A 22874-nucleotide genomic window follows, 5' to 3' on the forward strand; every position below is an offset into this window, starting at 1 on the left:
TGTCGTCGCCGGCCGGTATGCCCTGTCCACCCTCATCGGACAGGGCGGCATGGGCCAGGTCTGGACGGCCTACGACCAGCGACTCGACCGGCGTGTGGCGGTGAAGCTGCTGCGGCCCGACAAGGTGGCCGGCCATGATGCCGACGAACTGCGCCGCCGGTTCGAGCGCGAGTGCCGGGTGACCGCGCAGGTCGACCACCCCGGCCTGGTGACGGTGCATGACGCGGGCACCGCGGGCGAGGAACTGTTCCTCGTCATGCAGTACGTCGACGGCGTCGACCTCGCCGGTCATCTCGCCGAGCGCGACCCGTACCCGTGGCAGTGGGCGGTCGCGGTCGCCGCGCAGCTGTGTGCCGTGCTGAGTGCCGTGCACGCGGTGCCGATCGTCCACCGCGACCTCAAGCCGCGCAACGTGATGGTGAAGCAGGACGGCACGATCACCGTCCTCGACCTCGGCGTCGCCCACGTCATGGACACCGACACCACCCGCCTCACCCACACCGGCACGCCCATCGGCTCGCCCGCCTACATGGCCCCCGAGCAGGCGATGGGCGGCGCGGTCGGCCCGTACACCGACCTGTACGCACTCGGCGTGGTGCTGCACGAACTCCTCAGCGGCGACGTGCCGTTCTCGGGCTCGACGGCGCTCGGCGTGCTGCACCGGCACCTGTACGAGCCCCCGGTGCCCGTGCGCCGCATCCGCCCCGAAGTCCCCGAGCCACTCGAAACGCTCGTCCTGGGTCTGCTCGCCAAGGACCCGCAGCACCGGCCCGCCTCCGCGCAGGAGGTGTACGAGCACCTCGCGCTGCTCCTGCCCGGGCGCGGGACACCCACCATGGCGCCCCTCGACCCCAGGCGCCCCTTCCTGCGCCCGCACGCGCCCTGGCCTGACCGCGCCCGCACACCCGCGCCCCAACCAGCCCCCGTCGTCCAGCCCGTCGCCGAGAAGCCGGACGTCGCCCGAGCCGTGGACGAGGTCAAGCGCCTCCTCGGCGAGGGCCGCATCACCCAGGCCGTCGACATCCTCGGCGCGATCCTGCCCGTCGCCGCCGAACAGCACGGCGAGCACTCCCCGGTCGTACGCACCCTGCGCAAGCAGTACGCGGCCACGCTCATGGACGACGGCCAGTACCGGCGCGCGCTGCCCGAACTCCGCCGCCTCGCCGACGAACGCGCCGCCGAGGCCGGCCAGGCCGACCCCCAGTCCCTGCGCTTCCGCTACGAAGCCGCCCAGTGCCTCGAACAGCTCGGCGAACCGGCGGCGGCACTCGCGGAGTACCGCACGCTCCTGCCGTACTACGAGAACCAGTACGTCGCCGGCGACCCCCACCTCTCCCACGACGTGCGCCGCCGCATCGGCCACCTGCTCCTCGCCCTCGGCGACCGCGGCGCCGCCCACGACACCCTCGCCCGCCTGGTACTCGACGTGGAGCGCCTCCACGGCCCCGGCCACCCCCTCGCCACCGACATCCGCCGGACACTGCAGTGGCTGGGGCAGGTGCGCGGCTAGCCCGAGCCGTGTCCTACGAGGACGCTCCGGCGACCCCGGGGGCCACGAACCGCCGGTGCATGGGGGCGAACTCGTAGACGGGGTCGCCCTCGACGCCCAGCTTGCCCTTGATCACGGGCGCGAGCCGCTCCTCGACGAACCGCTCGAAGTGGTCCTCCGTACGCCACACGTCGAGCACGTGGAAGCCGTCCGCGGCATACCACGACACATGCAGGTCCAGGCCGTCCGCGGGCTCCTCCTCCCAGCGGACCTCGGAGCGAGCGGCCTCGTACACCTCGGGGGTGATCTCCGGCCAGCGCAGATTCAAGACGACGGACATGGGGCTCCTCTGCCTCGGAGCACGGTGCGGTCGGCACCGGCTTTCACCTCGACGCTAGGCGGGTCCGGCAGACCCGGCCCTTCATCGAGGGCCGTACGTGCGACCCGACGGGGTTCCCAGGTGCCCGAAGTCCTGATGAATCGTTGGTCGAATGGGTTGGCCAGAGCTTGGCCACTGCCTACCATCGATCACCGCAAGACTTTGTGCACCGCCGCACAATCTCCTCAGGAGGCTTCCTTGCACCGCCGTCGTCGCACCGCGCTCCTCCTCTCCGCCGCGATCGTCGCCGCGGCCCCCCTTCTCACCGCATGCGGAAACGATGCGCACCCCGGCGCGGCAGCCGTCGTCGGTGGACAGCGGATCACCGTCTCCCAGCTGGAGAACAGGGTCAGCGAGGTACGCGAGGCCCAGCGGGCGGTCGTCGCGGACGAGGCACAGTACGAGCAGGCCATCACCAAGACCGGCAGCCTCACCCGCGACACCCTGCACGGCATGGTCCTCGACCAGGTGCTGCACCGCGCCGCCCAGGACGCGGGCGTGACCGTCTCCCGCAAGGAGATCCAGGAGATGCGGACCTCCCTGGAGGAGCAGGCCGGCGGAGCCAAGGGGCTGGAGACGACCTGGCTCCAGCAGTACGGCGTCCCCCCGGAGCGCCTCGACGAGAACCTCCGCCTCCAGTTGGAGGCCCAGAAACTCGCCGAGAACCTCGGCACCGACACCAGCCAGCCCGCCTTCTGGCAGGCACTGTCCGAGGCTTCCGACAAGCTGAACGTCGACCTCAACCCGCGCTACGGCGCCTGGGACGTCGAGAAGAGCAGCCGCGTCGACGCGAAGACCCCATGGGTCCGGGAGGTCACGGCGACGGGGACGCAGGAGACGGCGTAACGGCACGGCGGCAACCGCCGCCTGCCCCCTGTGGACAACTCGGGGCACCGTCAGTGGGGTGCGTTACGTTCGGAGAGTGAACGCAACCAGCGCAGAAGCAGAACAGGCCTCCGGCCGCATCATCCTGCTCACCACCAGCCACCGCGTCGCGCCCGGACTGCTGTCCTGGTCCGCGTGGCAGACACTGCACGGCGCCGACCGGGTGCTGTGCGCGGACGGCGCGCACCCGCAGCTGCCGTATCTGCGGGAGGCAGGGATATCGGTGGACGAGGCGTCCCCGACCGCCGAGGACCTGGTCGACATCTGCGCCGGAGGGCGGACGGTGGTGGTCGTCGCCACGGGCGAGGGCGAACCGGCCCTGACGGACGGCCTCGCGCGGCTCGCCGGATCGGGCCGCTTCCACATGCCCGACCTGGAGCTGCTGCCCGCCTCGTACGACCTGCCGGGCGCCCGCCTCCTCGACCTCGTCCAGGTCATGGACCGGATCCGCGCCGAGTGCCCCTGGTCGTCGCAGCAGACCCACAAGGGCCTGGCGAAGTACGCGATCGAGGAGGCGTACGAACTCGTCGAGGCGATCGAGGACGGCGACGCCGATGAACTCCGCGAGGAGCTGGGGGACGTCCTGCTCCAGGTCGTCTTCCACGCCCGCATCGCCGAGGAGGACACCGACTCCCCGTACTCCATCGACGACGTGGCGGGCGGAATCGTCACCAAGCTGATCCACCGCCACCCGCACGTCTTCGGCGACGAGACGGCGACGACCCCCGAAGAGGTCAAGGAGCACTGGCTGCGCACCAAGGCGGCCGAGAAGCGGCGGAAGTCGGTGACCGACGGCGTCCCCCTCGGCCAGCCCGGCCTCGCCCTCGCGGCGAAGCTGGCCTCGCGCGTGCGCACGGCGGGACTCGACGTGCCGCTGCCGAAGGCCGAGGGCGTGGGCTATGAGCTGCTGGCGCTCGCGTCCCGCGCTGAGGCCGACGGGGTGGACCCGGAGGCCGCGCTGCGGGCGGCGGCCCGGGCCTACCGGGACGCGATCAGGGAGACGGAGGGGGTATGAGCGCGCACCCCGCTCCCGCCCCCGAGCTGTTCACCTGGGAGTTCGCGAGCGACCCTTACCCCGCCTACGCCTGGCTCCGCGAGCACGCGCCCGTCCACAAGACGCGGTTGCCCAGCGGTGTGGAGGCCTGGCTGGTCACCCGGTACGCCGACGCCAAGCAGGCACTCGCCGACGCGCGCCTGTCAAAGAACCCGGCGCACCATGACGAGCCCGCGCACGCCAAGGGCAAGACCGGCATCCCCGGTGAGCGCAAGGCCGAGTTGATGACGCATCTGCTGAACATCGATCCGCCGGACCACACCAGGCTGCGGAGGCTGGTCTCCAAGGCGTTCACCCCTCGTCGCGTCGCCGAGTTCGCGCCCCGGGTCCAGGAGCTCACCGACGATCTCATCGACCGGTTCGCCGAGAAGGGATCCGCCGACCTCATCCACGAGTTCGCGTTCCCGCTCCCCATCTACGCGATCTGCGACCTGCTCGGCGTCCCCCGCGAGGACCAGGACGACTTCCGGGACTGGGCGGGCATGATGATCCGGCATCAAGGGGGCCCCAGGGGCGGGGTCGCGCGGTCCGTGAAGAAGATGCGGGGCTATCTCGCCGACCTCATCCACCGCAAGCGCGCGGCCCTCCCCGCCGAACCCACGCCCGGCGAAGACCTCATCTCCGGTCTCATCCGCGCCTCCGACCACGGCGAGCACCTCACCGAGAACGAGGCCGCGGCGATGGCCTTCATCCTCCTGTTCGCCGGCTTCGAGACGACCGTCAACCTCATCGGGAACGGCACGTACGCCCTCCTCACCCACCCCGAGCAGCGAGCCCGCCTCCAGAGGTCCCTTGCCGCCCACGACACCGCCCTCCTGGAAACCGGCGTCGAGGAACTCCTGCGCTACGACGGCCCCGTGGAACTCGCCACCTGGCGGTTCGCCACCGAGCCGCTCACCGTCGGCGGGCAGCACATCGCGCCGGGCGACCCCGTCCTCGTCGTCCTCGCCGCGGCCGACCGGGACCCGGAGCGGTTCGCCGACCCCGACGTCCTCGACCTCGGCCGCCGTGACAACCAACACCTCGGATACGGCCACGGCATCCACTACTGCCTCGGCGCCCCACTCGCCCGCCTGGAAGGCCAGACCGCCCTCGCCACACTCCTCACCCGCCTCCCCGACCTGCGACTCGCGGTGGATTCCACCGATCTGAGATGGCGCGGCGGCCTCATCATGCGCGGACTGCGCACACTGCCGGTCGAGTTCACACCGCCGGGCTGAATGCTTGCCGGTCGCATTCGCGGCCCCGGGCTGAATGCTTGCCGGTCGCGTTCACGCCTCCCGCCTGATGGCCTGCCGGTGGAGTTCGCGGCGGCGGGCTGGTGGTTTGCGGTCGTGTTCACGCCTTCCGGCTGAATGCTTGCCGGTGGAGTTCGCGGCGGCGGGCTGGTGGCTTGCGGTCGTGTTCACGCCTTCCGGTTGAATGCTTGCCGGTGGAGTTCGCGCCGCCCGGTTGAATGCTTGCCGGTCGTGTTCGCGGCGCCGGGCTGGTGGCTTGCCGGTGGAGTTCACGCCACCGGGCCGGTGGCCTGCCGGTCGTGTCACGCCATCCCGCTGATGACTTGCCCGTCGAGTTCGCGCCACCTGGCCAACTCGCCTCACCTGCGCAAAGGTGACACGCACTCATGTCTGTGATCTTCACGTGATCTACGCGGCATTAACTTGTGACAAGTGAGGGGCTGCCTATACGTTCACGGATCAGCGCGGCCCCTCAGCCCCACCCGCCGCGCCGGTCCCTGCTGTCTCGCGAAAGGCCCCCGCATGCTCTCCGGGAACGGTCGTCACCGTCGCCCCCGTCAGGCCCCGGCCCTGCTCGTCGCGGCCGGAGTGACCGGCTCCGCCATCGCCATCCCCCTCCTCGGTGCGAGCGGCGCGAGCGCGGCCGACGGCAGCACCTGGGACAAGGTCGCGGAGTGCGAGAGCGGCGGCGCCTGGAGCGCCAACAGCGGCAACGGGTTCTTCGGCGGGCTGCAGTTGCCCCAGGAGGACTGGGAGCAGTACGGCGGCCTCGACTACGCCCCGAGCGCCGACCAGGCCAGCCGTTCCCAGCAGATAGCCGTCGCCGAGAAGATCCTCGCGGACCAGGGCGCCGGCGCGTGGCCCGCCTGCGGACTGCTCCACGGCCTCGGTGAGGACTCCCGCTCGGCGAACGTCGACACGGGCCTGGCGGGCGAGGCATCGGCCGAACCGTCCACCTCGCCCGACACTTCCTCCGACTCATCCGGTTTGTCCGACTCACCTGAGTCACCTGAGTCATCCTCTTCGGAGTCGTCCCCCTCCGCTTCCCCTTCCTCGTCCTCCCCTTCGCCGTCCTCCCCGTCTCCGTCTGACGAGCCGTCGGATGCGGCGGACAACTCGGCCAAGTCAGACACATCCCCCGATTCCAGCCCGAGTGCCTCGCAGGATTCCGCCAGCCCTTCCGCGGGTCCCGTCGAGGGTGACGATACGGGCAAGTCGGGCCAGAGTGGCGGCTCTTCGTACCTTACGGACACCGGAACCGGAACCGGCAAACATCGGGGCGTCAGCGCGGACGAGGCCGAGAGTGACGTACGTACCGACACCTCCGGCCGTCACGCCACCTACAGCGTCCGCACCGGGGACACTCTCGCGACCATCGCCGACTCCCTTGAGCTGAACGGCGGATGGCGGGCGCTCTACACCGAGAACCAGGGAACCATCGGTACCGACCCGGACCTCATCATCCCCGGTCAGACCCTCGAAGTCGGTATCGAAACGGGCTAAATCCAACGGTAGTTGACGCCCTGCTTCGCGCTGAATGTCCGGTTTAGTGAAAGTGTGGGATGAGTCTCAGAAGCCCTGATCGTCTTTGAAATTCCACGGATCGCGTGTCTACGGTCATCACCGCTCGCCAACACGAGCCCCGGCTGCCACAACGCCGAATCCTGCCAGTGGCCGCACGGGAACAGTCGTCGCTTAACAGCGCCGTAGGCAGGAGCGGGGGACCCAAGGTAAGCGCCGCGCCGGTCAGTTGACCGAGCGGCTTGGGGTGAAGCCGTGCCCCGTACGGGACGAAAGCCTCGTACGAGACATGGCCGGGCAACTCAACCGGCCCGAACCCGACAGCTCACCTCGCAGGCGTCGGTGAGGGGATCAATCATGCTGTTTTCCGGCAAGGGCAAGCACCGCCGTCCGTCCAAGGCCACTCGTGCCATCGCCATCGCCGGTGTCACCGGTGCCGCCGTCGCCGCCCCGCTGATGGCGGCCGGCAACGCCTCCGCCGCCACCGCCTCCGAGTGGGACGCCGTCGCCCAGTGCGAGGCCGGCGGCAACTGGTCCATCAACACCGGCAACGGCTACTACGGCGGTCTGCAGTTCTCCGCCTCCACCTGGGCCGCGTACGGCGGCACGCAGTACGCCGCCACCGCCGACCAGGCCTCCAAGGCCCAGCAGATCGCGATAGCCGAGAAGGTCCTCGCGGGCCAGGGCAAGGGTGCCTGGCCGAACTGCGGCACCGGCCTGTCGAGCGCCTCGTACAACGGCTCCGGCGCCTCGTCGAGCGGTTCCTCGCAGAACCAGAGCAGCGAGAGCACCACGCGCTCCAGCGAGCAGCAGTCGGCCTCCCGCTCCGCCGAGCGCCCCGCCGCCGAGCAGAGCACCAAGAAGACCGTCACCACCCCGACCGGCAAGAAGGTCAAGAAGGGCGACGGCGAGTACAAGGTCGTCAAGGGCGACACCCTCAGCACCATCGCCGAGGAGCACGACGTCAAGGGCGGCTGGGACAAGGTGTTCCAGCTGAACAAGGACATCGTCGAGGATGCCGACCTCATCTACCCGGGTCAGCAGCTGCACCTCAAGTGATCTTGCCTTCACGGGCAGAACACGGCTGAACCACAGCTCCCTCACATCCGTGGTCTATGTATTGAAGGCCTCGTGAGGGTCCCCCCGTCCCCACGGGCTCCCCGTCCCCGGTGCGTCATTCCCCCGTACGCACCGGGGCGGGGCTTTTTTCTGCCCCGAGTCGGCCCCGCGTCGGCCCCACGTCCGCCCCACTTTTTGTTCCGTTCAGAAACAATTTGCTCTCGGTTCTGTCCATCGGGTGGGTGACCCGGTGGCCGATCGCCCGGAGCCGGTTAGGCTCATCTCGCAGAGCCGCTGCGGTCCTGCTAAACCGCGTCACATCCACGAAGGAGATGCTCGTGCCGTCCATCGACGTCGTCGTAGCCCGGGAAATCCTGGACTCCCGAGGCAACCCCACGGTCGAGGTCGAGGTCGGCCTCGACGACGGCAGCACGGGTCGTGCCGCCGTTCCGTCCGGTGCGTCCACCGGCGCCTTCGAGGCCATCGAGCTGCGTGACGGCGACCCCAACCGTTACCAGGGCAAGGGTGTCGAGAAGGCCGTCCTCGCCGTCATCGAGCAGATCGGCCCGGAGCTGGTCGGCTACGACGCCACCGAGCAGCGCCTGATCGACCAGGCGATGTTCGACCTGGACGCCACCGACAACAAGGGCTCGCTCGGCGCCAACGCCATCCTCGGCGTCTCCCTCGCCGTCGCGCACGCCGCCTCCGAGGCCAGTGACCTCCCGCTCTTCCGCTACCTGGGCGGCCCGAACGCGCACCTGCTGCCGGTGCCGATGATGAACATCCTGAACGGCGGCTCGCACGCCGACTCCAACGTGGACATCCAGGAGTTCATGATCGCCCCGATCGGCGCGGAGACCTTCTCCGAGGCCCTGCGCTGGGGCGCCGAGGTCTACCACACGCTCAAGAAGGTGCTGAAGACCAAGGGCCTGTCCACCGGCCTCGGCGACGAGGGCGGCTTCGCCCCGAACCTGGAGTCCAACCGCGCCGCGCTCGACCTCATCATCGAGGCCATCAAGCAGGCCGGTTACGTCCCCGGCGAGCAGATCGCGCTCGCGCTCGACGTCGCCGCGTCCGAGTTCTACAAGGACGGCAGCTACGAGTTCGAGGGCAAGTCCCGCTCGGCCGCCGAGATGACCGAGTACTACGAGGAACTCGTCTCCGCGTACCCGCTCGTCTCCATCGAGGACCCGCTGTACGAGGACGACTGGGCCGGCTGGAACGCCATCACCGAGAAGCTGGGCGACAAGGTCCAGATCGTCGGCGACGACCTCTTCGTCACCAACCCGGAGCGCCTGGCCCGCGGTATCGAGGAGGGCTCCGCCAACGCCCTGCTGGTCAAGGTCAACCAGATCGGCTCGCTGACCGAGACCCTGGACGCCGTCGAGATGGCCCAGCGCAACGGCTTCAAGTGCATGATGTCCCACCGCTCCGGCGAGACCGAGGACGTCACCATCGCCGACCTCGCCGTCGCCGTGAACTGCGGTCAGATCAAGACCGGCGCCCCGGCCCGCTCGGACCGCGTCGCCAAGTACAACCAGCTGCTGCGCATCGAGGAGATCCTCGACGACGCGGCGGTGTACGCCGGTCGCAGCGCCTTCCCGCGCTTCAAGGACTGACACAGGCCTTAGAGCAGCGTCGTACGTACGTCCCCGTACTCGGTCCCGTACCGTGTGCGGGGACGTACGCACGTATGAAGGGGAGGTGGGTCATGGCCGTCAAGGACCGGGACCGTTTCTCCACCGCGACCAGGATCCGGCTGCTCGGCGAGCAGACGGCGGCCCGTGTCTACCGGTCCCAGACCAAACGCCAGGCCCGCCGCTCCCGGCTGACCGGCCGCGCGGCGCTGCTGGCACTCGTCCTGTGCTCGCTGGTCGTGGCCCTCGCCTATCCGATAAGGCAGTACGTCTCCCAGCGCGCCGAGATCGCCGACCTGGAGCAGCAGAAGCAGCTGGCCCACGAGCGGGTCGAGCAGCTGCGGGACCTCAAGGCGCGCTGGCAGGACGACGCGTACGCCCAGCAGCAGATCCGGCAGCGGCTGCACTATGTGATGCCGGGGGAGACCGGGTTCATCGTGGTCGACCCGCACGCGGCGAAGCAGTCGCGCGCCGACACCGGGGCGGCGGACCGTCCCTGGTACCTGAACGTCTGGGACGGCGTCGACAAGTCCGACGCCTCCGACCAGTGAACTGACAGAGAGATTTTCGTACGAGCATGGAAACGCCCCCGCCGTCCACTCCGCGCACCGAGCCCACCGACGCGGACGTCGAGGCCTTCAAGCAGCAGCTCGGGCGTCCGCCGCGCGGGCTGCGCGCCATCGCGCACCGGTGCCCGTGCGGGCAGCCGGACGTCGTGGAGACGGCGCCGCGACTGCCCGACGGAACGCCCTTCCCGACGCTGTACTACCTGACGTGCCCCAAGGCCGCGTCGGCGATCGGCACGCTTGAGGCGAACGGCGTCATGAAGGAGATGACGGCGCGTCTGGAGGCCGACCCGGAGCTGGCCGCCGCGTATCGCTCCGCGCACGAGGACTACATCCGGCGCCGGGACGAGATCGAGGAGCTGAAGGGCTTTCCGAGCGCGGGCGGTATGCCGGACCGGGTGAAGTGCCTGCATGTGCTTGTCGCGCACTCGCTGGCCGCGGGGCCGGGTGTGAACCCCCTTGGTGACGAGGCGATCGAGATGCTGCCGGAGTGGTGGCTCAAGGGGGCGTGTGTGACGGCGCCGAAGGAGGACGAGCAGTGACCCGCGTCGCCGCCATCGACTGCGGTACCAACTCCATCCGGCTTCTCGTCGCCGACGTGGACCCAAAGAGCGGTCAACTCGTCGATCTGGACCGGCGTATGACGATCGTGCGGCTCGGGCAGGGGGTGGATCGGACCGGGCGGCTTGCGCCGGAGGCGTTGGAGCGGACGTTCGCGGCGTGCCGGGAGTACGCGGCGATCATCAAGGAGCACGGGGCGGAGCGGCTGCGGTTCGTGGCCACCTCGGCTTCCCGGGACGCCGAGAACCGGGACGAGTTCGTGCGGGAGGTGCTGGACATTCTCGGGGTGGAGCCCGAGGTGATCTCCGGTGATCTGGAGGCGGAGTTCTCGTTCACGGGGGCGACGAAGGAGCTGGCGGGGAGCGATCACCTCGACAAGCCGTACCTCGTGGTGGACATCGGGGGCGGATCCACCGAGTTCGTCGTGGGGGAGGAGCATGTGCGCGCCGCGCGCTCCGTGGACGTCGGCTGTGTGCGGATGACGGAGCGGCACCTCGTACGTGAGGGCGTGGTGTCCGACCCGCCCGGTGAGGCGCAGATCGCCGCGATGCGCGCCGACATCGAAGCCGCCCTCGACCTCGCCGAGGAGACGGTTCCGCTGCGCGAGGCGCGCACGCTGGTCGGCCTGGCCGGATCGGTCACCACGGTCTCCGCGATCGCGCTGGATCTGCCCGAGTACGACTCCGTCGCCATCCACCACTCCCGTGTCTCGCACGACCGCGTCCGGGAGATCACCGAACGGCTCCTGCGCTCCACCCACGCCGAGCGCGCGGCCATCCCCTCCATGCATCCGGGGCGCGTGGACGTGATCGGTGCGGGCGCTCTCGTACTTCTCTCGATCATGGAGCGGATCGGCGCCGAGGAGGTCGTCGTGAGCGAGCACGACATCCTCGACGGCATCGCCTTCAAGGTGGCGGAAGACCCCGGCTCCTCGTAGAGAGGAACCGGGGCCTTCGCTGCAGCCCGAGCGGGCTGTCCGTCAGTTGCAGAGTAGGACGATGAGGCCGCTGCACCCCCCATCATCGCCATGGCCGCCACCCTTGGCCGGAGTGGCCTTTACGGCGGCGTGAGTGGCGGGTGTCGCGGCGGCGGATGCGGTCGTCACCGCGCCCATCGCAAGAGCGATACCCAGGACCGCGCTGACTGCGCCTATTCGCGAAGTGGCCTTCTTGGCCAGCTGTGAAGTGCTCATGCGGGCACGCTATGCACACTTCTGTCCAATATCGCGCGGAGCGTGGCTGACGGGTGAACGACACGCACCGGTGGCGTAGCTCTCGTTTATTACCCATCGGTAGCCATCGGCTGAGCAGGCCGGATAACGTATGAGCGCATCCGAGGAGCGTGACGCGCCGCTCCACGACACCCCGCCGGAAAAGTTCGTGAAGTTCTTCACAAGGAATTCTGCCCTGTTGGGCGACGAACGGGCTCCGGTTGGTCCTTCCGGGGGTTCGGAGGGCCTGTGGACGTGGTCAGGAGTGCGTGACGGAGACGTTGCGCGAGGGTGTCGCGGAGGGTGTTTCGAGGGGCTCACGCGGGACGCGGCGGAACGGAGAGGCAGCTCACGCGGCATTGACAACGGGTCGACCGGTACGGTGGTTCCCCCTCGCCGGCATGACCTGTGTCACGCGGGCCGCGCAGAATAACACACCCCCTGCCGGAGCTTGTGAAGGGGCGCACGAGCCACCCCCCTGGGGCAGGTGGATACTCGATGGCATGAGCACCACGGAGCGTCCCAGGATCCTCGTAGTAGGCGGTGGGTACGTAGGCCTGTACGCAGCTCGGCGCATTCAGAAGAAGATGCGCTACGGCGAGGCGACCGTCACGGTCGTCGACCCCCGGTCGTACATGACCTACCAGCCCTTCCTCCCCGAAACCGCCGCCGGCAACATCTCCCCTCGCCACGTCGTCGTCCCGCTGCGACGCGTGCTGCCCAAGGCGGAGGTCCTCACCGGCCGGGTCACCACCATCGACCAGGACCGCAAGGTCGCCACCGTCGCCCCGCTGGTCGGCGAGGCGTACGAGCTGCCCTTCGACTACCTGGTCGTCGCGCTCGGCGCGGTCTCCCGCACCTTCCCGATCCCCGGCCTCGCCGAGCAGGGCATCGGTATGAAGGGCATCGAGGAGGCCATCGGCCTGCGCAACCACGTGCTGGAGCAGCTCGACAAGGCCGCCTCCACCACCGACGAGGAGATCCGCCGCAAGGCGCTCACCTTCGTCTTCATCGGCGGTGGCTTCGCAGGTGCGGAGACCATCGGCGAGGTCGAGGACATGGCCCGCGACGCGGCCAAGTACTACACCAACGTCTCGCGCGAGGACATGCGGTTCATCCTCGTCGACGCCGCCGACAAGATCCTTCCCGAGGTCGGCCCCAAGCTCGGCCAGTACGGCAAGGAGCACCTGGAGGCCCGCGGGGTCGAGGTCTACCTCTCCACCTCCATGGACTCCTGCATCGACGGCCACGTGGTGCTGAAGAACGGCCTCGAGGTCGACTCCAACACCATCGTGTGGACCGCCGGCGTCAAGCCCAACCCGGTCCTCTCCCGCTACGGCCTGCCCCTCGGTCCCCGCGGTCACGTCGACTGCGAGCCGACCCTCCAGGTCAAGGGCACCGACTACATCTGGGCCGCCGGCGACAACGCCCAGGTCCCGGACCTCGTCGGCCGCAAGGCGGGCAACGAGAACGCCTGGTGCCCGCCGAACGCCCAGCACGCGCTGCGTCAGGCCAAGGTGCTCGGCGACAACGTGATCTCCGGTATGCGGGGCTTCCCGCAGAAGGACTACGCCCACGCCAACAAGGGCGCGGTGGCCGGACTCGGCCTCCACAAGGGCGTCGCCATGATCGTCATGGGCAAGATGAAGATCAAGCTCAAGGGCCGGCTCGCCTGGTACATGCACCGCGGCTACCACGGTCTGGCCATGCCGACCTGGAACCGCAAGGTCCGTGTCTTCGCCGACTGGACCCTCGGCATGTTCCTCAAGCGCGAGGTCGTCTCGCTCGGCGCGATGGAGCACCCGCGCGAGGAGTTCTACGAGGCCGCGAAGCCCGCGCCGGCGCCTGCGGCGGCACAGCAGAAGAAGAAGAGCGAGGCCAAGGCCTCCTGACCGGCTCCGGTCGCTGAACGAACCGAAGGGCCTCCCGCCATCCGTGGTGCGGGAGGCCCTTCGGCGTTCACGCGCCGGACGAGCTGAATGCGTGGTTGCTGCATGTATTTTGCCGAGCTGTAACGCTCTTGGGGGACTGCGCAGCCCCCCTGTTTTTGTTTACGTGGTGTTGGGACATTCCGGGATCCCCGTCACGGAGGTGTGCGCCATGCCAGACGCCGCACAGCGGCTGAAGAGCCTCATCGAACAGTTGCTGGGGGTACCGCTCCCGGTGCGCATCCGCGCCTGGGACGGTTCGCAGGCGGGGCCGCCGGGTGCGCCGACCCTCGTCGTACGCAATCGCCGTGCCGTGCGTCGGCTGCTGTGGAAGCCGGGCGAACTGGGCCTCGCCCGCGCCTGGGTCGCCGGTGACCTGGACATCGACGGCGACCTCTACACCGCCCTCGACCTGATGGCCGAGTTCATCTGGGAGCGCGGGGAGGACGACCGGACCCTCGTCCAGGCGCTGCGCGACCCCGAGGTGCGGGCCGCCGTACGCGGACTGGTGAAGCTCGCCGGACCCCCGCTGCCGCCCGCCCCGCCCCGCGAGGAGGTCCGCCGCGGTCGCGCCCACCTCCACACCAAGCGCAGCGACAGACGCGCGATCAGCCATCACTACGACGTCGGCAACGACTTCTACGAGATCGTCCTCGGCCCGTCCATGGTCTACTCGTGCGCCTACTGGGAGGACGCCGGGACGCTGGAGGACGCCCAGCGCGACAAGCTCGAACTCATCTGCCGCAAGCTCGCCCTGACGCCCGGTCAGCGGCTGCTCGACGTCGGCTGCGGCTGGGGCTCCATGGCCATCCACGCCGCCCGCGAGCACGGCGTGAGCGTCGTCGGCATCACCCTCTCCCACGAGCAGGCCGCGTACGCCCGTAAGCGCGTCGCGGGCGAGGGGCTGACGGACAAGGTGGAGATCCGGGTGCAGGACTACCGGGACGTCGCCGACGGGCCCTACGACGCGATCTCCTCCATCGGCATGGCCGAACACGTCGGCTCCGCCCGCTACCTGGAGTACGCCCGCGTTCTGTACGCCCTGCTCAAGCCCGGCGGACGGCTGCTCAACCACCAGATCGCCCGCCGCCCGCAGCGCGACGAATCGACGTACAGCGTGGACGAGTTCATCGACTCCTATGTCTTCCCCGACGGCGAACTCGCCCCCGTCGGCACCACCGTGACCCAGCTGGAGCGTGCGCAGTTCGAAGTGCGGGACGTCGAGGCGATCCGCGAGCACTACGCCCTCACCCTGCGCCGCTGGGTCGCCAACCTGCAGGCCGACTGGGCCCATGCCGTACGGCTCACCAGCCCCGGCCGCGCCCGCGTCTGGCTCCTGTACATGGCGGCCTGCGCGCTGTCCTTCGAGCACAACCGCATCGGCGTCAACCAGGTGCTGGCCGTCCGCACACCCGCATCGGGTGACTCGGGCATGCCGCTGCGCTCCCGCATCTGGGGCTGAAACGCCAAGGGCCCCGCTCCTCCCGGGAACGGGGCCCATGCGCTCGTACGGCTATTCCGTCTTGATCGCGTTGAGCATGTTCAGCCTCGCGGCGTTGCGGGCCGGCCACAGCGCGGCCAGGACGCCCACCAGTCCGGCCAGCACCAGGAAGATCCCGATCCGGTCCCAGGGCAGGACCAGCGCGTAGCCCGGGATCTCTTCCGCGATGGTCTCGCCGATCGCCCAGCCGAGGAACGAGCCGAGACCGATGCCGACCACCGCGCCGAACACCGAGATGACCACGGCCTCCAGCCGGACCATCCGCTTCACCCGGCGCCGGTCGAGACCGATCGCCCGCAGCATGCCGATCTCCTGCTGCCGTTCGAAGACCGACATCGCGAGGGTGTTGACGACGCCCAGCACCGCGATGATCAGGGCCATCGCCAGCAGGCCGTACATGATGTTCAGCATCGTGTTGATGGCGCCGCCGAACTCGTTGCGGATGTCCTGCTTGTCCATGACCGTCATCGCGGGGTTGTCGCCCAGCGCGTCGATGAGGACCTGCTCGTTCGCCGAGGTCTGGCCGCCGTCGACCTTCACGAAGATCTGCGGGATGTACGGCTTCACCTCGTGCGGGTTCACGACCTTGGTGTCGATGAGCACGGGGGAGAGGAACTCGCTGTCCTTGTAGACGGCGCCGACCGTCAGCGTGCCCTTCGTCTCGTCGGTGAAGGTGACGTTGACGCTGTCGCCGGTCTTCCAGCCCTTGCTCTTGGCCGTCTTTTCGGCGACTGCGATCTGGCCCTTGGCGAGCGAGTCGATGTCGCCGCTGACGACGTCGACGTTCAGGACCCGCTGGATGGCGCCCGGTGTGACCCCCGAAGCGGACACGAAGTCATCGGCACCGACCTCGAGGCCGACGTCCTGCTGCGGCGAGACCGCGGTGACGCCCTTCGCCTTCTCCAGCGCCGTCAGCGCGGACTGGTCGAGGTCCCCGCCGTTCGCCATCGAGACCATGTAGTCGGCCTTGATGTTGTCCGTGGTCATCTTGTCGATGGCCGTGCCGACCGTGATACCGAGCACCGACAGGCCGGTCACCAGCGTCAGTCCGATCGCCAGCGCCGAGGCGGTGGCGCCGGTACGGCGCGGATTGCGGACCGCGTTCTGGCCGGCCAGCTTGCCGGCCACCCCGAAGGGGCCGACGAGCAGTGGACGGACGAGCGCGATCACGGGCCGGGACAGCAGCGGGATCAGGATGATCACACCGATCAGCGCGAAGAACGCGCCCGCCCCGATGTACATCCGGCCGTCGCTGCCGCCGGTCGAGGCACCCGCCACGATCGCTGCCGCGCCGAGGCCGGTGATGGCCGTGCCGATGGAGTTGCGCACCACCAGCGACTTGGTGGTGGCCACCGCGTGGACGCTGCTCATGGCCGCCACCGGCGGGATCTTCGCGGCCCGGCGGCCGGGCAGCCACGCGGCGAACATCGTGAGCAGCACCCCGACACCGATCGCGGCGATCACCGGCGTGACGGACAGGACCAGCGGGCCGTCCGGCATCTTCATGTCGAACGCGGCCATCCCGGACCGCAGACCGACCGCGAGCCCGACGCCGAGCACGAAGCCGATCACCGAGGCGACCAGGCCCACCACCGCCGCCTCGGCGAGCACCGAGCGGGTGATCTGCTTGCGCGACGCACCGACGGCCCGCATCAGGGCGATCTCCTTCGTGCGCTGGGCGACCAGCATCGTGAAGGTGTTGGAGATCAGGAAGATCCCGACGAAGAGCGCGATGCCCGCGAAGCCGAGCAGGACCTGCTTGAGCGAACCCATGCCCTGCTCGATGTCCGCGGCCTGCTCGTCCGCGAGCGCCTGGCCGGTCTGGGCCTCGGCGGTCTCCGGCAGCAGCGTCTTGACCGCGTCCAGGATCTTCGTGTCGGTCGCGCCGGGGGCGGCGGTGACGGTGGCGCTCTCGAAGTAGCCGGCCTTGAGGTACTGCTTCTGGGCGACGGCGGTGTCGAACAGCACGAGGCTGCCGCCGGCGTTCACCGCGCCGTCCTCGGTGGTGAACACGCCGCTGAGGGTGAACTCCTTCACCGGCCCGTTCGTGGCGACCCGGACCCGGTCACCGACCTGGTACTCGCCCTTGGTCGCGGACTCCTTGTCCAGGGCGATCTGACTGTCCTTCACCGGGCCGGAGCCTTCGGTGAACGTGTAGGCGGGGTCCTTGCCGTCCTTGCCGGGGGCGAAGTTGGAACCCTTGTTGGACCAGCCGACGCCGATCAGCTTCCCGTCGGGGTCGGCGACCCCGGCGAAGCCTTCGACGCGGCCGTACGCGCCGGCGACGCCGTCCACCGCGGAGACCTTGTCGAGGGTCTTCCGGGAGAGGCCGGGCTCTTCCTTGGCGTTGTCGGGGTCGGCGTGCGAGGTGATGGCGACGGCGACGTCGTCGTAGCTCTTCGCCGACTGGTTGCGGAAGGCGTTGGAGAGGGTGTCGGCGAAGACCAGGGTGCCGGAGACGAACGCGACGCCGAGCATCACGGCGAGCACGGTCATCAACAGCCGGGCCTTGTGCGCGAGTACGTTGCGCAGGGCGGTGCGGAACATCAGCTGGTGCGGCCCTTCGCGTCGAACTGCTTCATGAAGTCGAGGACGTTGTCCGCGGTCGGCCGGTACATCTCGTCGACGATCCGGCCGTCGGCGAGGAAGACCACCCGGTCCGCGTACGCGGCGGCCACCGGGTCGTGCGTGACCATCACGACCGTCTGGCCCAACTCCCGTACGGAGTTGCGCAGAAAGCCCAGCACCTCGGCGCCGGAGCGCGAGTCGAGGTTTCCGGTCGGCTCGTCGCCGAAGATGATCTCGGGCCGGGAGGCGAGCGCGCGGGCGACCGCGACGCGCTGCTGCTGACCGCCGGAGAGCTGGGCGGGGCGGTGGCTCAGCCGGTCCCGCAGGCCCACCATCTCGATCACGTTGTTCAGCCACTGCTTGTCCGGCTTGCGGCCGGCGATGTCCATGGGCAGCGTGATGTTCTCCAGCGCCGTCAGCGTCGGCAGCAGGTTGAACGCCTGGAAGATGAAGCCGATCTTGTCCCGGCGCAGCTTCGTCAGCTGCTTGTCCTTCAGGGAGCCCAGCTCGGTCTCACCGATGCGCACGGAACCGGAGGAGAAGGTGTCGAGGCCGGCCACGCAGTGCATCAGCGTGGACTTGCCGGACCCGGACGGGCCCATGATCGCGGTGAACTCGGCCTGGCGGAACTCGATGGAGACCCGGTCGAGGGCGACCACCTGGGTCTCGCCCTGTCCGTAGATCTTCGACAGATCCGTGGCGCGCGCGGCCACGGCGGTGGCCCGGCCGGCGATGGATGCGGTGGTCACGAGAAGGCGCTCCTGAGGACGACGGTGATGTTCTGGGGACGTCATCCATCGTCCCGGCCGTCCCTCTCCGTGTAGTCAGCCGCTGTTCTGGTTCCGGGGGGCGACTTCGGTCGGACCGCGGGCGGTTGTGTCATACCTGGGGATGACGCTCGACCCTGAGCGGAGGCCCGCTTGAAGAACGACACGGAGGCCACTCGTCAAGAACAGGTGGAGCCCCCTCGTTCGGACGGTGAAATTCCGTCATTCCGTATACGCCGCCGAGTGCCGCACGAAAGGCTGGTGGCAAGTGCGGATGGCCCGTTCCAAGTGCTGATGCACCCTCAGGCGTCAATAAAATAAGACAACATCGGTCCGCCCGTCCGCTGTTCGAGGGATGCGTCCCGATAGGCTCGGAACCTCGATGCGGAGCCCATGGCCTGCCCGGATGGTGGAATGCAGACACGGCGAGCTTAAACCTCGCTGCCCCTCGCGGGCGTACCGGTTCAAGTCCGGTTCCGGGCACCTTCCGACCCTCTCGCGGCCGCCTTCGCGGCCGCTTTCTCGTGCCCCGTTCATTGAAGACTTCACCGTAGGACCGTTGACTTCGTGCTTGCGCCGTCGGAGACTCGCGTTCAGAAGATGGTGAAAAAAAGTTCGCTATGCGAACAGAGAACGGAGAGCGATCGATGCGCACCACCGTCGGCATCATCGGAGCAGGCCCCGCCGGGCTCCTCCTCGCCCGGCTGCTCCACAACGCCGGGATCGACTCGGTCGTCCTGGAGAGCCGCGACCGTGCCTACGTGGAGCAGCGGCAGCGCGCCGGGATCCTGGAGCAGGGCACGGTCGACGTGCTGCGCGCGGCCGGGGCCGGCGAGCGGATGGACCGGGAGGGGCTGCGGCACGACGGTATCGAGCTGCGCTTCGACCGCCGGCGCCACCGCGTCGACTTCCCGGAGCTGACGGGCGGCCGGTCCGTGATGGTGTACGCGCAGACCGAGGTCTGCAAGGACCTCATCGCCCTCCAGCTCAAGGAGGGCGGCCCGCTGCTGTTCGACGCCGAGGCGCTGGCCGTCGAGGGCGCGGAGACCGACAGCCCGCGGGTGCGGTTCCGGCACGAGGGGCGTGAGGACGTCCTGGAGTGTGAGTACGTCGTCGGCTGCGACGGCTTCTGGGGAGTGGCCCGGCAGGCGATCCCCGCCGAACTCATCCGCACGTTCGAACGGACGTACCCGTTCGGCTGGCTCGGCATCCTCGCCGACGTACCGCCCTCCCACGACGAGCTGGTCTACGCCCGCCACGACCGCGGCTTCGCCCTCCTCTCCATGCGCTCCCCGTCCGTGTCCCGGCTCTACCTCCAGGTGCCGGAAGGCACCGACGCGCAGGAGTGGTCCGACGAGGCGATCTGGGACGAGCTGGAGCGGCGGTTCGAGACCGCCGACGACTGGCGGCTGGAGCGCGGGCCGATCACCCAGAAGTCGGTCACGCCCATGCGGTCGTACGTCCATGAGCCCATGCGGCACGGGCGGCTCTTCCTCGCCGGGGACGCCGCGCACATCGTGCCGCCCACGGGGGCGAAGGGGCTGAACCTGGCCGTCGGGGACGTCGTCACCTTCGCGCGGGCACTGTCGTACGAGAAGGAGACCGGTTCGGCGGAGCGGCTCGACGCCTATTCGGAGACCTGTCTGCGGCGGGTGTGGCAGGCCGAGCGGTTCTCCTACGACATGACGACCCTGCTGCACCGCACTCCCGACGCCACCGCCTTCGAGGACCGGCTCCAGCTGGCTCGGCTGGAGCGGATCGCGGCGTCCCGGGCGGCCGAGACGGACCTCGCCGAGGGGTACACGGGCTTTCCGTTCGGGTGAGGTCAATGTCGCAGGTTGGTCATGAGTGCGGCCCTCCCGTGCCGGGAATCAAGCGCCCGCGTAGCGTGTTGCGCAGCACGACGAGGGAAAGATCCTCCCCAAGCACTAGGGTCAATCCTTTGCCTACCTATTACTCTTGAGCCAAGGCAGCCACACAGGGTGGCCATGGAGGAGTGAAATGAGGAGCAGCAACCCGGTCTTCTCGCGACGGGGGTTCAGCCGCGACAACGGCTACGCGGGCTTCAACACCGCGCCGCAGGCCGGGGGCGCAGCTGTGGGCACGCAGGGCAACCCGTACGCGCAGCCGCAGGCCGGCAACCCGTACGCGCAGAACCCGTACGCCCAGCAGGACCTGCAGCACGGCGCTCCGCCGCAGGCCCCGGTCACCACCGGCCGCATGACGATCGACGACGTCATCATGCGCACCGGTACCACGCTCGGAGTGCTGATCGTCACGGCCGCGCTCGCCTGGGCGCTGCTGCCCGTCGACGACGCGAACATCAGCCGGTCGTACGGCATCGGCATCGGTGCCGCGCTGATCGGCATGGTCCTGGCCCTGGTCCAGTCCTTCAAGCGCAAGGCCTCGCCCGCGCTGATCCTGTCTTACGCGGCGTTCGAGGGTGTCTTCCTCGGCGTCCTGTCCAGCATCGTCGACAACCGCATCGCCGACGGCGCGGCCATGCAGGCCGTGCTCGGCACGATGGCGGTCTTCGCCGGTGTGCTGGTGGCGTACAAGGCGGGCTGGATCCGCGTCAACCGCCGGTTCTACGGCTTCGTGATGGCGGCCGCGCTCGGCTTCATCCTGCTGATGGCCATCAACCTGCTGTTCGCCGTCTTCGGCGGCGGCGACGGCCTCGGCTTCCGCAGCGGCCCGCTCGGCATCATCTTCGGTGTCGTCGGCATCCTGCTCGGCGCGTGCTTCCTCGCCCTGGACTTCAAGCAGGTCGAGGACGGCATCGCGTACGGCGCGCCGCGTGAGGAGGCGTGGCTGGCGGCCTTCGGCCTCACGCTGACGCTGGTCTGGATCTACATGGAGTTCCTGCGGATCATCGCGATCCTCAACAGTTCCGACTGACGCGGCGACTGAGCTGCGACGGTTGTGCGGAAGGGCCCCGGGTTCGCTCGGGGCCCTTCTCCGTTTGTGCGCGCCTAGAAGAACTTGCGCGCGGCCCTCCTCAGGTCGTACTCGTGAATGATCGCCTTCGCGTGGCCGTACGCGAGGTTGTGTTCGTGGCGGAGCCAGCTGACCTTCTCCTCGAAGCGGAAGAGGGCGGGGCCTTCGTCGACGGTGCGGAGCCAGTCGGAGACTTCACGACCGGTGCAATGGGGGATGCGGGCGAGCATGTTGCGATGGGTCTCCTCGGAGAGGACGTGGGACATCGGCGCCTCCGGACGCAGGGGATGTAAGCCGGTCCTTCAGGTCACCGTGCCTGAGCGTTCGCGTGTTGGCAACAGTGCGGGGAGACTGCGTAGGCTCGGTGCGTGGTTGATACGACGCCCTTGACTCGAGCCGTGGATCACTTTGCCGATCGGCTGCGGGCGGCTCCGCAAAGTCGCTTGCAGCGGGGTGCTGCCGCGGAGGCGCTGGCGCTGGCCAGGGAGTTGGCTCGGTGGGCGCAGCTGGTGGAGGCGCCCGAGGTTGAGCCTCGGGAGATGCCGGACGCCGGGATGTTTGCTGCGGCTGATCAAGTCACCGTTGCTGTGCATGACTTGGCTCTTGTGCTTCAGAGCGAGGGTGAGGTTGAGGAGGCCGTGCAGATGGTGGTCGCGGCGCAGAAGAGAGCGGGTGTCTGAGGAGCGTTCGCGGGTGCGGGTGGGTTGTGGCTGGTCGCGCAGTTCCCCGCGCCCCTTCCGGCGTTCCGGTTCTCCGGCGTCTCAAAGCTAGAGCGACGCTATGACCCTGTCCGCCAGGATGTAGACCGTTTCCTCGCCGCACTCGAACGTCAGCGTGTACGCGCCTGAGATGCCTGAGCCGCCCAGGAGGGTGGGGGTTTTGCCCTGGGTGAGGGCTGTTGCCAGGCGTTCCGCTGTTTCCCGGTGGCCGGGGGTCATGCAGAGGGTGGTGCCGTCGGCGAAGACGTAGACGTCGAGCGTGCCGAGGGGGCCGGGGCGGACGTCGGTGAGTTCTACGCGGCCGGCGGCGAGTTCTTCGAGGGTGGCTACGGTGCGCTCGTGGTCGTTGACGACCGGTGACTGGACGGGGACGAAGTCCGGGTGGGAGGGGTGGCGGCGGCGGGCCGCGGCCAACTCGGGGGAGTCTCCGGCGTACTCGTCGGTGTCCGTGCCAGGCTCGCTGACCGGCTCGAGCGATTCCAGGCCCGCGAAGTCGCTCTGGCGGGGCAGGAACAGCTCGCTGTCGGTGAGGCCCAGCAGGGTCGGCGCGTCGGCGTCACGCGCCTCCTGGGCGGCCCAGAAGGCGCGTGCCTCGGCCAGTTCGCGCTCGCGCTCCTCGGCGAGGGCCTCGGCCACGGCGGCGCGTATCTCATCGACGTCGGCGGAGGGGCGGGCGGCAGGCACGCGCGGGCGTGCGGTGGTGCGGCTCTCGGCCAGCTCGGTGTGCAGGGCCGCGACCTGCCGGCGCAGCACCATGAGGGTGCGCAGCACGGCGACGCCCACGGCGCCTGTGGCGGCCGTGGTGAGCAGCAAGGCGATCGGCATGGCGCTCACTGACGTACTCCCGGTTCAAAG

At 69.3% G+C, this 22874-nt stretch carries 21 protein-coding genes, 1 tRNA gene and 1 riboswitch; of the genes, 16 read left to right on the forward strand and 6 right to left on the reverse strand.

What is annotated here, in order from left to right; genetic code table 11:
- The first annotated feature begins 22 nt into the window (after positions 1-22).
- Positions 23-1510 carry a protein kinase domain-containing protein gene (locus tag ACTWQO_RS27910; RefSeq protein WP_443240186.1) on the forward strand — a complete coding sequence of 496 codons (1488 nt, stop codon included), beginning with the start codon at positions 23-25 and terminating at the stop codon, positions 1508-1510.
- Between the two features lie 13 nt (positions 1511-1523).
- Here ACTWQO_RS27910 and ACTWQO_RS27915 read toward each other — a convergent pair whose 3' ends face one another.
- Positions 1524-1829: a hypothetical protein gene (locus ACTWQO_RS27915; RefSeq protein WP_328363222.1), complete on the reverse strand. Its 306-nt coding sequence runs from the start codon at positions 1827-1829 to the stop codon at positions 1524-1526.
- Between the two features lie 237 nt (positions 1830-2066).
- Between ACTWQO_RS27915 and ACTWQO_RS27920 the strand changes: the two genes are divergently transcribed.
- The 9 genes from ACTWQO_RS27920 (at position 2067) to ACTWQO_RS27960 (ending at position 11326) form a co-directional block, all read left to right on the forward strand.
- Entirely contained in the window at positions 2067-2714 is a 648-nt protein-coding gene (locus tag ACTWQO_RS27920; RefSeq protein ID WP_443240118.1) for a SurA N-terminal domain-containing protein, read from the forward strand.
- Positions 2715-2790: 76 nt separating this feature from the next.
- On the forward strand, positions 2791-3768 hold the full coding sequence (locus ACTWQO_RS27925) for a nucleoside triphosphate pyrophosphohydrolase (RefSeq protein ID WP_443240119.1): 978 nt from the start codon (positions 2791-2793) through the stop codon (positions 3766-3768).
- Positions 3765-5027 (forward strand): cytochrome P450 family protein, encoded by a 1263-nt coding sequence (locus ACTWQO_RS27930; protein ID WP_443240120.1) that lies wholly within the window; start codon positions 3765-3767, stop codon positions 5025-5027. The genes ACTWQO_RS27925 and ACTWQO_RS27930 overlap by 4 nt, the downstream gene beginning before the upstream one ends.
- A 540-nt stretch (positions 5028-5567) precedes the next feature.
- Positions 5568-6548: a LysM peptidoglycan-binding domain-containing protein gene (locus tag ACTWQO_RS27935; RefSeq protein WP_443240121.1), complete on the forward strand. Its 981-nt coding sequence runs from the start codon at positions 5568-5570 to the stop codon at positions 6546-6548.
- A 189-nt stretch (positions 6549-6737) separates the two neighbouring features.
- Positions 6738-6920, forward strand: a riboswitch (cyclic di-AMP (ydaO/yuaA leader).
- 3 nt (positions 6921-6923) lie between these two features.
- Complete coding sequence (locus ACTWQO_RS27940; protein WP_443240122.1) at positions 6924-7625, forward strand: transglycosylase family protein; 702 nt, start codon at positions 6924-6926, stop codon at positions 7623-7625.
- A gap of 338 nt (positions 7626-7963) precedes the next feature.
- On the forward strand, positions 7964-9244 hold the full coding sequence (gene eno / locus ACTWQO_RS27945; protein ID WP_443240123.1) for a phosphopyruvate hydratase: 1281 nt from the start codon (positions 7964-7966) through the stop codon (positions 9242-9244).
- A 92-nt stretch (positions 9245-9336) separates the two neighbouring features.
- Positions 9337-9813: an FtsB family cell division protein gene (locus ACTWQO_RS27950; protein ID WP_443240124.1), complete on the forward strand. Its 477-nt coding sequence runs from the start codon at positions 9337-9339 to the stop codon at positions 9811-9813.
- A 26-nt stretch (positions 9814-9839) separates the two neighbouring features.
- A complete protein-coding gene (locus ACTWQO_RS27955) occupies positions 9840-10370 on the forward strand; it encodes a DUF501 domain-containing protein (protein WP_443240125.1) in 531 nt (176 codons plus the stop codon).
- The gene (locus tag ACTWQO_RS27960; protein ID WP_443240126.1) at positions 10367-11326 is read left to right on the forward strand and encodes a Ppx/GppA phosphatase family protein; all 960 of its coding nucleotides are present in this window, start codon (positions 10367-10369) and stop codon (positions 11324-11326) included. Before ACTWQO_RS27955 ends, ACTWQO_RS27960 begins: the two co-directional genes overlap by 4 nt.
- A 42-nt stretch (positions 11327-11368) precedes the next feature.
- On the opposite strand, the gene ACTWQO_RS27965 is transcribed toward ACTWQO_RS27960, so the two are convergent.
- Positions 11369-11581 carry a hypothetical protein gene (locus ACTWQO_RS27965; RefSeq protein WP_362944547.1) on the reverse strand — a complete coding sequence of 71 codons (213 nt, stop codon included), beginning with the start codon at positions 11579-11581 and terminating at the stop codon, positions 11369-11371.
- A gap of 521 nt (positions 11582-12102) precedes the next feature.
- Between ACTWQO_RS27965 and ACTWQO_RS27970 the strand changes: the two genes are divergently transcribed.
- A complete protein-coding gene (locus ACTWQO_RS27970; protein ID WP_443240127.1) occupies positions 12103-13491 on the forward strand; it encodes an NAD(P)/FAD-dependent oxidoreductase in 1389 nt (462 codons plus the stop codon).
- Between the two features lie 208 nt (positions 13492-13699).
- Entirely contained in the window at positions 13700-14989 is a 1290-nt protein-coding gene (locus tag ACTWQO_RS27975) for a class I SAM-dependent methyltransferase (protein WP_443240128.1), read from the forward strand.
- A gap of 51 nt (positions 14990-15040) precedes the next feature.
- Here ACTWQO_RS27975 and ACTWQO_RS27980 read toward each other — a convergent pair whose 3' ends face one another.
- Both ACTWQO_RS27980 and ACTWQO_RS27985 read right to left on the reverse strand, forming a co-directional pair.
- A complete protein-coding gene (locus tag ACTWQO_RS27980; RefSeq protein ID WP_443240129.1) occupies positions 15041-17575 on the reverse strand; it encodes an ABC transporter permease in 2535 nt (844 codons plus the stop codon).
- Entirely contained in the window at positions 17575-18345 is a 771-nt protein-coding gene (locus tag ACTWQO_RS27985; RefSeq protein ID WP_301981608.1) for an ABC transporter ATP-binding protein, read from the reverse strand. The genes ACTWQO_RS27980 and ACTWQO_RS27985 overlap by 1 nt, the downstream gene beginning before the upstream one ends.
- Before the next feature lie 418 nt (positions 18346-18763).
- Between ACTWQO_RS27985 and ACTWQO_RS27990 the strand changes: the two genes are divergently transcribed.
- The 3 genes from ACTWQO_RS27990 (at position 18764) to ACTWQO_RS28000 (ending at position 21261) form a co-directional block, all read left to right on the forward strand.
- Positions 18764-18846: transfer RNA gene (locus tag ACTWQO_RS27990), tRNA-Leu, on the forward strand.
- Between the two features lie 164 nt (positions 18847-19010).
- Positions 19011-20186: a 4-hydroxybenzoate 3-monooxygenase gene (locus ACTWQO_RS27995; protein ID WP_443240130.1), complete on the forward strand. Its 1176-nt coding sequence runs from the start codon at positions 19011-19013 to the stop codon at positions 20184-20186.
- A 178-nt stretch (positions 20187-20364) separates the two neighbouring features.
- A complete protein-coding gene (locus ACTWQO_RS28000) occupies positions 20365-21261 on the forward strand; it encodes a Bax inhibitor-1/YccA family protein (RefSeq protein WP_443240131.1) in 897 nt (298 codons plus the stop codon).
- A gap of 74 nt (positions 21262-21335) precedes the next feature.
- On the opposite strand, the gene ACTWQO_RS28005 is transcribed toward ACTWQO_RS28000, so the two are convergent.
- Positions 21336-21566, reverse strand: a complete 231-nt coding sequence (locus ACTWQO_RS28005; RefSeq protein WP_210576407.1) for a DUF4287 domain-containing protein — start codon at positions 21564-21566, stop codon at positions 21336-21338.
- A 102-nt stretch (positions 21567-21668) separates the two neighbouring features.
- On the opposite strand from ACTWQO_RS28005, the gene ACTWQO_RS28010 reads away from it, so the two are divergent.
- Positions 21669-21980: a hypothetical protein gene (locus ACTWQO_RS28010; protein WP_443240132.1), complete on the forward strand. Its 312-nt coding sequence runs from the start codon at positions 21669-21671 to the stop codon at positions 21978-21980.
- Positions 21981-22067: 87 nt separating this feature from the next.
- On the opposite strand, the gene ACTWQO_RS28015 is transcribed toward ACTWQO_RS28010, so the two are convergent.
- Positions 22068-22844, reverse strand: coding sequence for a hypothetical protein (locus tag ACTWQO_RS28015; RefSeq protein ID WP_443240187.1), 777 nt, complete (start codon positions 22842-22844; stop codon positions 22068-22070).
- Positions 22845-22874: the final 30 nt, after the last annotated feature.

The sequence above is a fragment of the Streptomyces sp. 4N124 genome, assembly GCF_052245395.1.
Lineage (GTDB): Bacteria > Actinomycetota > Actinomycetes > Streptomycetales > Streptomycetaceae > Streptomyces.

Coding starts and splice junctions, on each gene's coding strand:
- ACTWQO_RS27975 (WP_443240128.1), top strand. CDS start 13,700: ATGCCAGACGCCGCACAGCGGCTGAAGAGCCTCATCGAACAGTTGCTG.
- ACTWQO_RS27935 (WP_443240121.1), top strand. CDS start 5,568: ATGCTCTCCGGGAACGGTCGTCACCGTCGCCCCCGTCAGGCCCCGGCC.
- ACTWQO_RS28000 (WP_443240131.1), top strand. CDS start 20,365: ATGAGGAGCAGCAACCCGGTCTTCTCGCGACGGGGGTTCAGCCGCGAC.
- ACTWQO_RS27995 (WP_443240130.1), top strand. CDS start 19,011: ATGCGCACCACCGTCGGCATCATCGGAGCAGGCCCCGCCGGGCTCCTC.
- ACTWQO_RS27965 (WP_362944547.1), bottom strand. CDS start 11,581: ATGAGCACTTCACAGCTGGCCAAGAAGGCCACTTCGCGAATAGGCGCA.
- ACTWQO_RS28015 (WP_443240187.1), bottom strand. CDS start 22,844: ATGCCGATCGCCTTGCTGCTCACCACGGCCGCCACAGGCGCCGTGGGC.
- ACTWQO_RS27930 (WP_443240120.1), top strand. CDS start 3,765: ATGAGCGCGCACCCCGCTCCCGCCCCCGAGCTGTTCACCTGGGAGTTC.
- ACTWQO_RS28005 (WP_210576407.1), bottom strand. CDS start 21,566: ATGTCCCACGTCCTCTCCGAGGAGACCCATCGCAACATGCTCGCCCGC.
- ACTWQO_RS27980 (WP_443240129.1), bottom strand. CDS start 17,575: ATGTTCCGCACCGCCCTGCGCAACGTACTCGCGCACAAGGCCCGGCTG.
- ACTWQO_RS27970 (WP_443240127.1), top strand. CDS start 12,103: ATGAGCACCACGGAGCGTCCCAGGATCCTCGTAGTAGGCGGTGGGTAC.
- ACTWQO_RS27950 (WP_443240124.1), top strand. CDS start 9,337: ATGGCCGTCAAGGACCGGGACCGTTTCTCCACCGCGACCAGGATCCGG.
- ACTWQO_RS27915 (WP_328363222.1), bottom strand. CDS start 1,829: ATGTCCGTCGTCTTGAATCTGCGCTGGCCGGAGATCACCCCCGAGGTG.
- ACTWQO_RS27940 (WP_443240122.1), top strand. CDS start 6,924: ATGCTGTTTTCCGGCAAGGGCAAGCACCGCCGTCCGTCCAAGGCCACT.
- ACTWQO_RS27955 (WP_443240125.1), top strand. CDS start 9,840: ATGGAAACGCCCCCGCCGTCCACTCCGCGCACCGAGCCCACCGACGCG.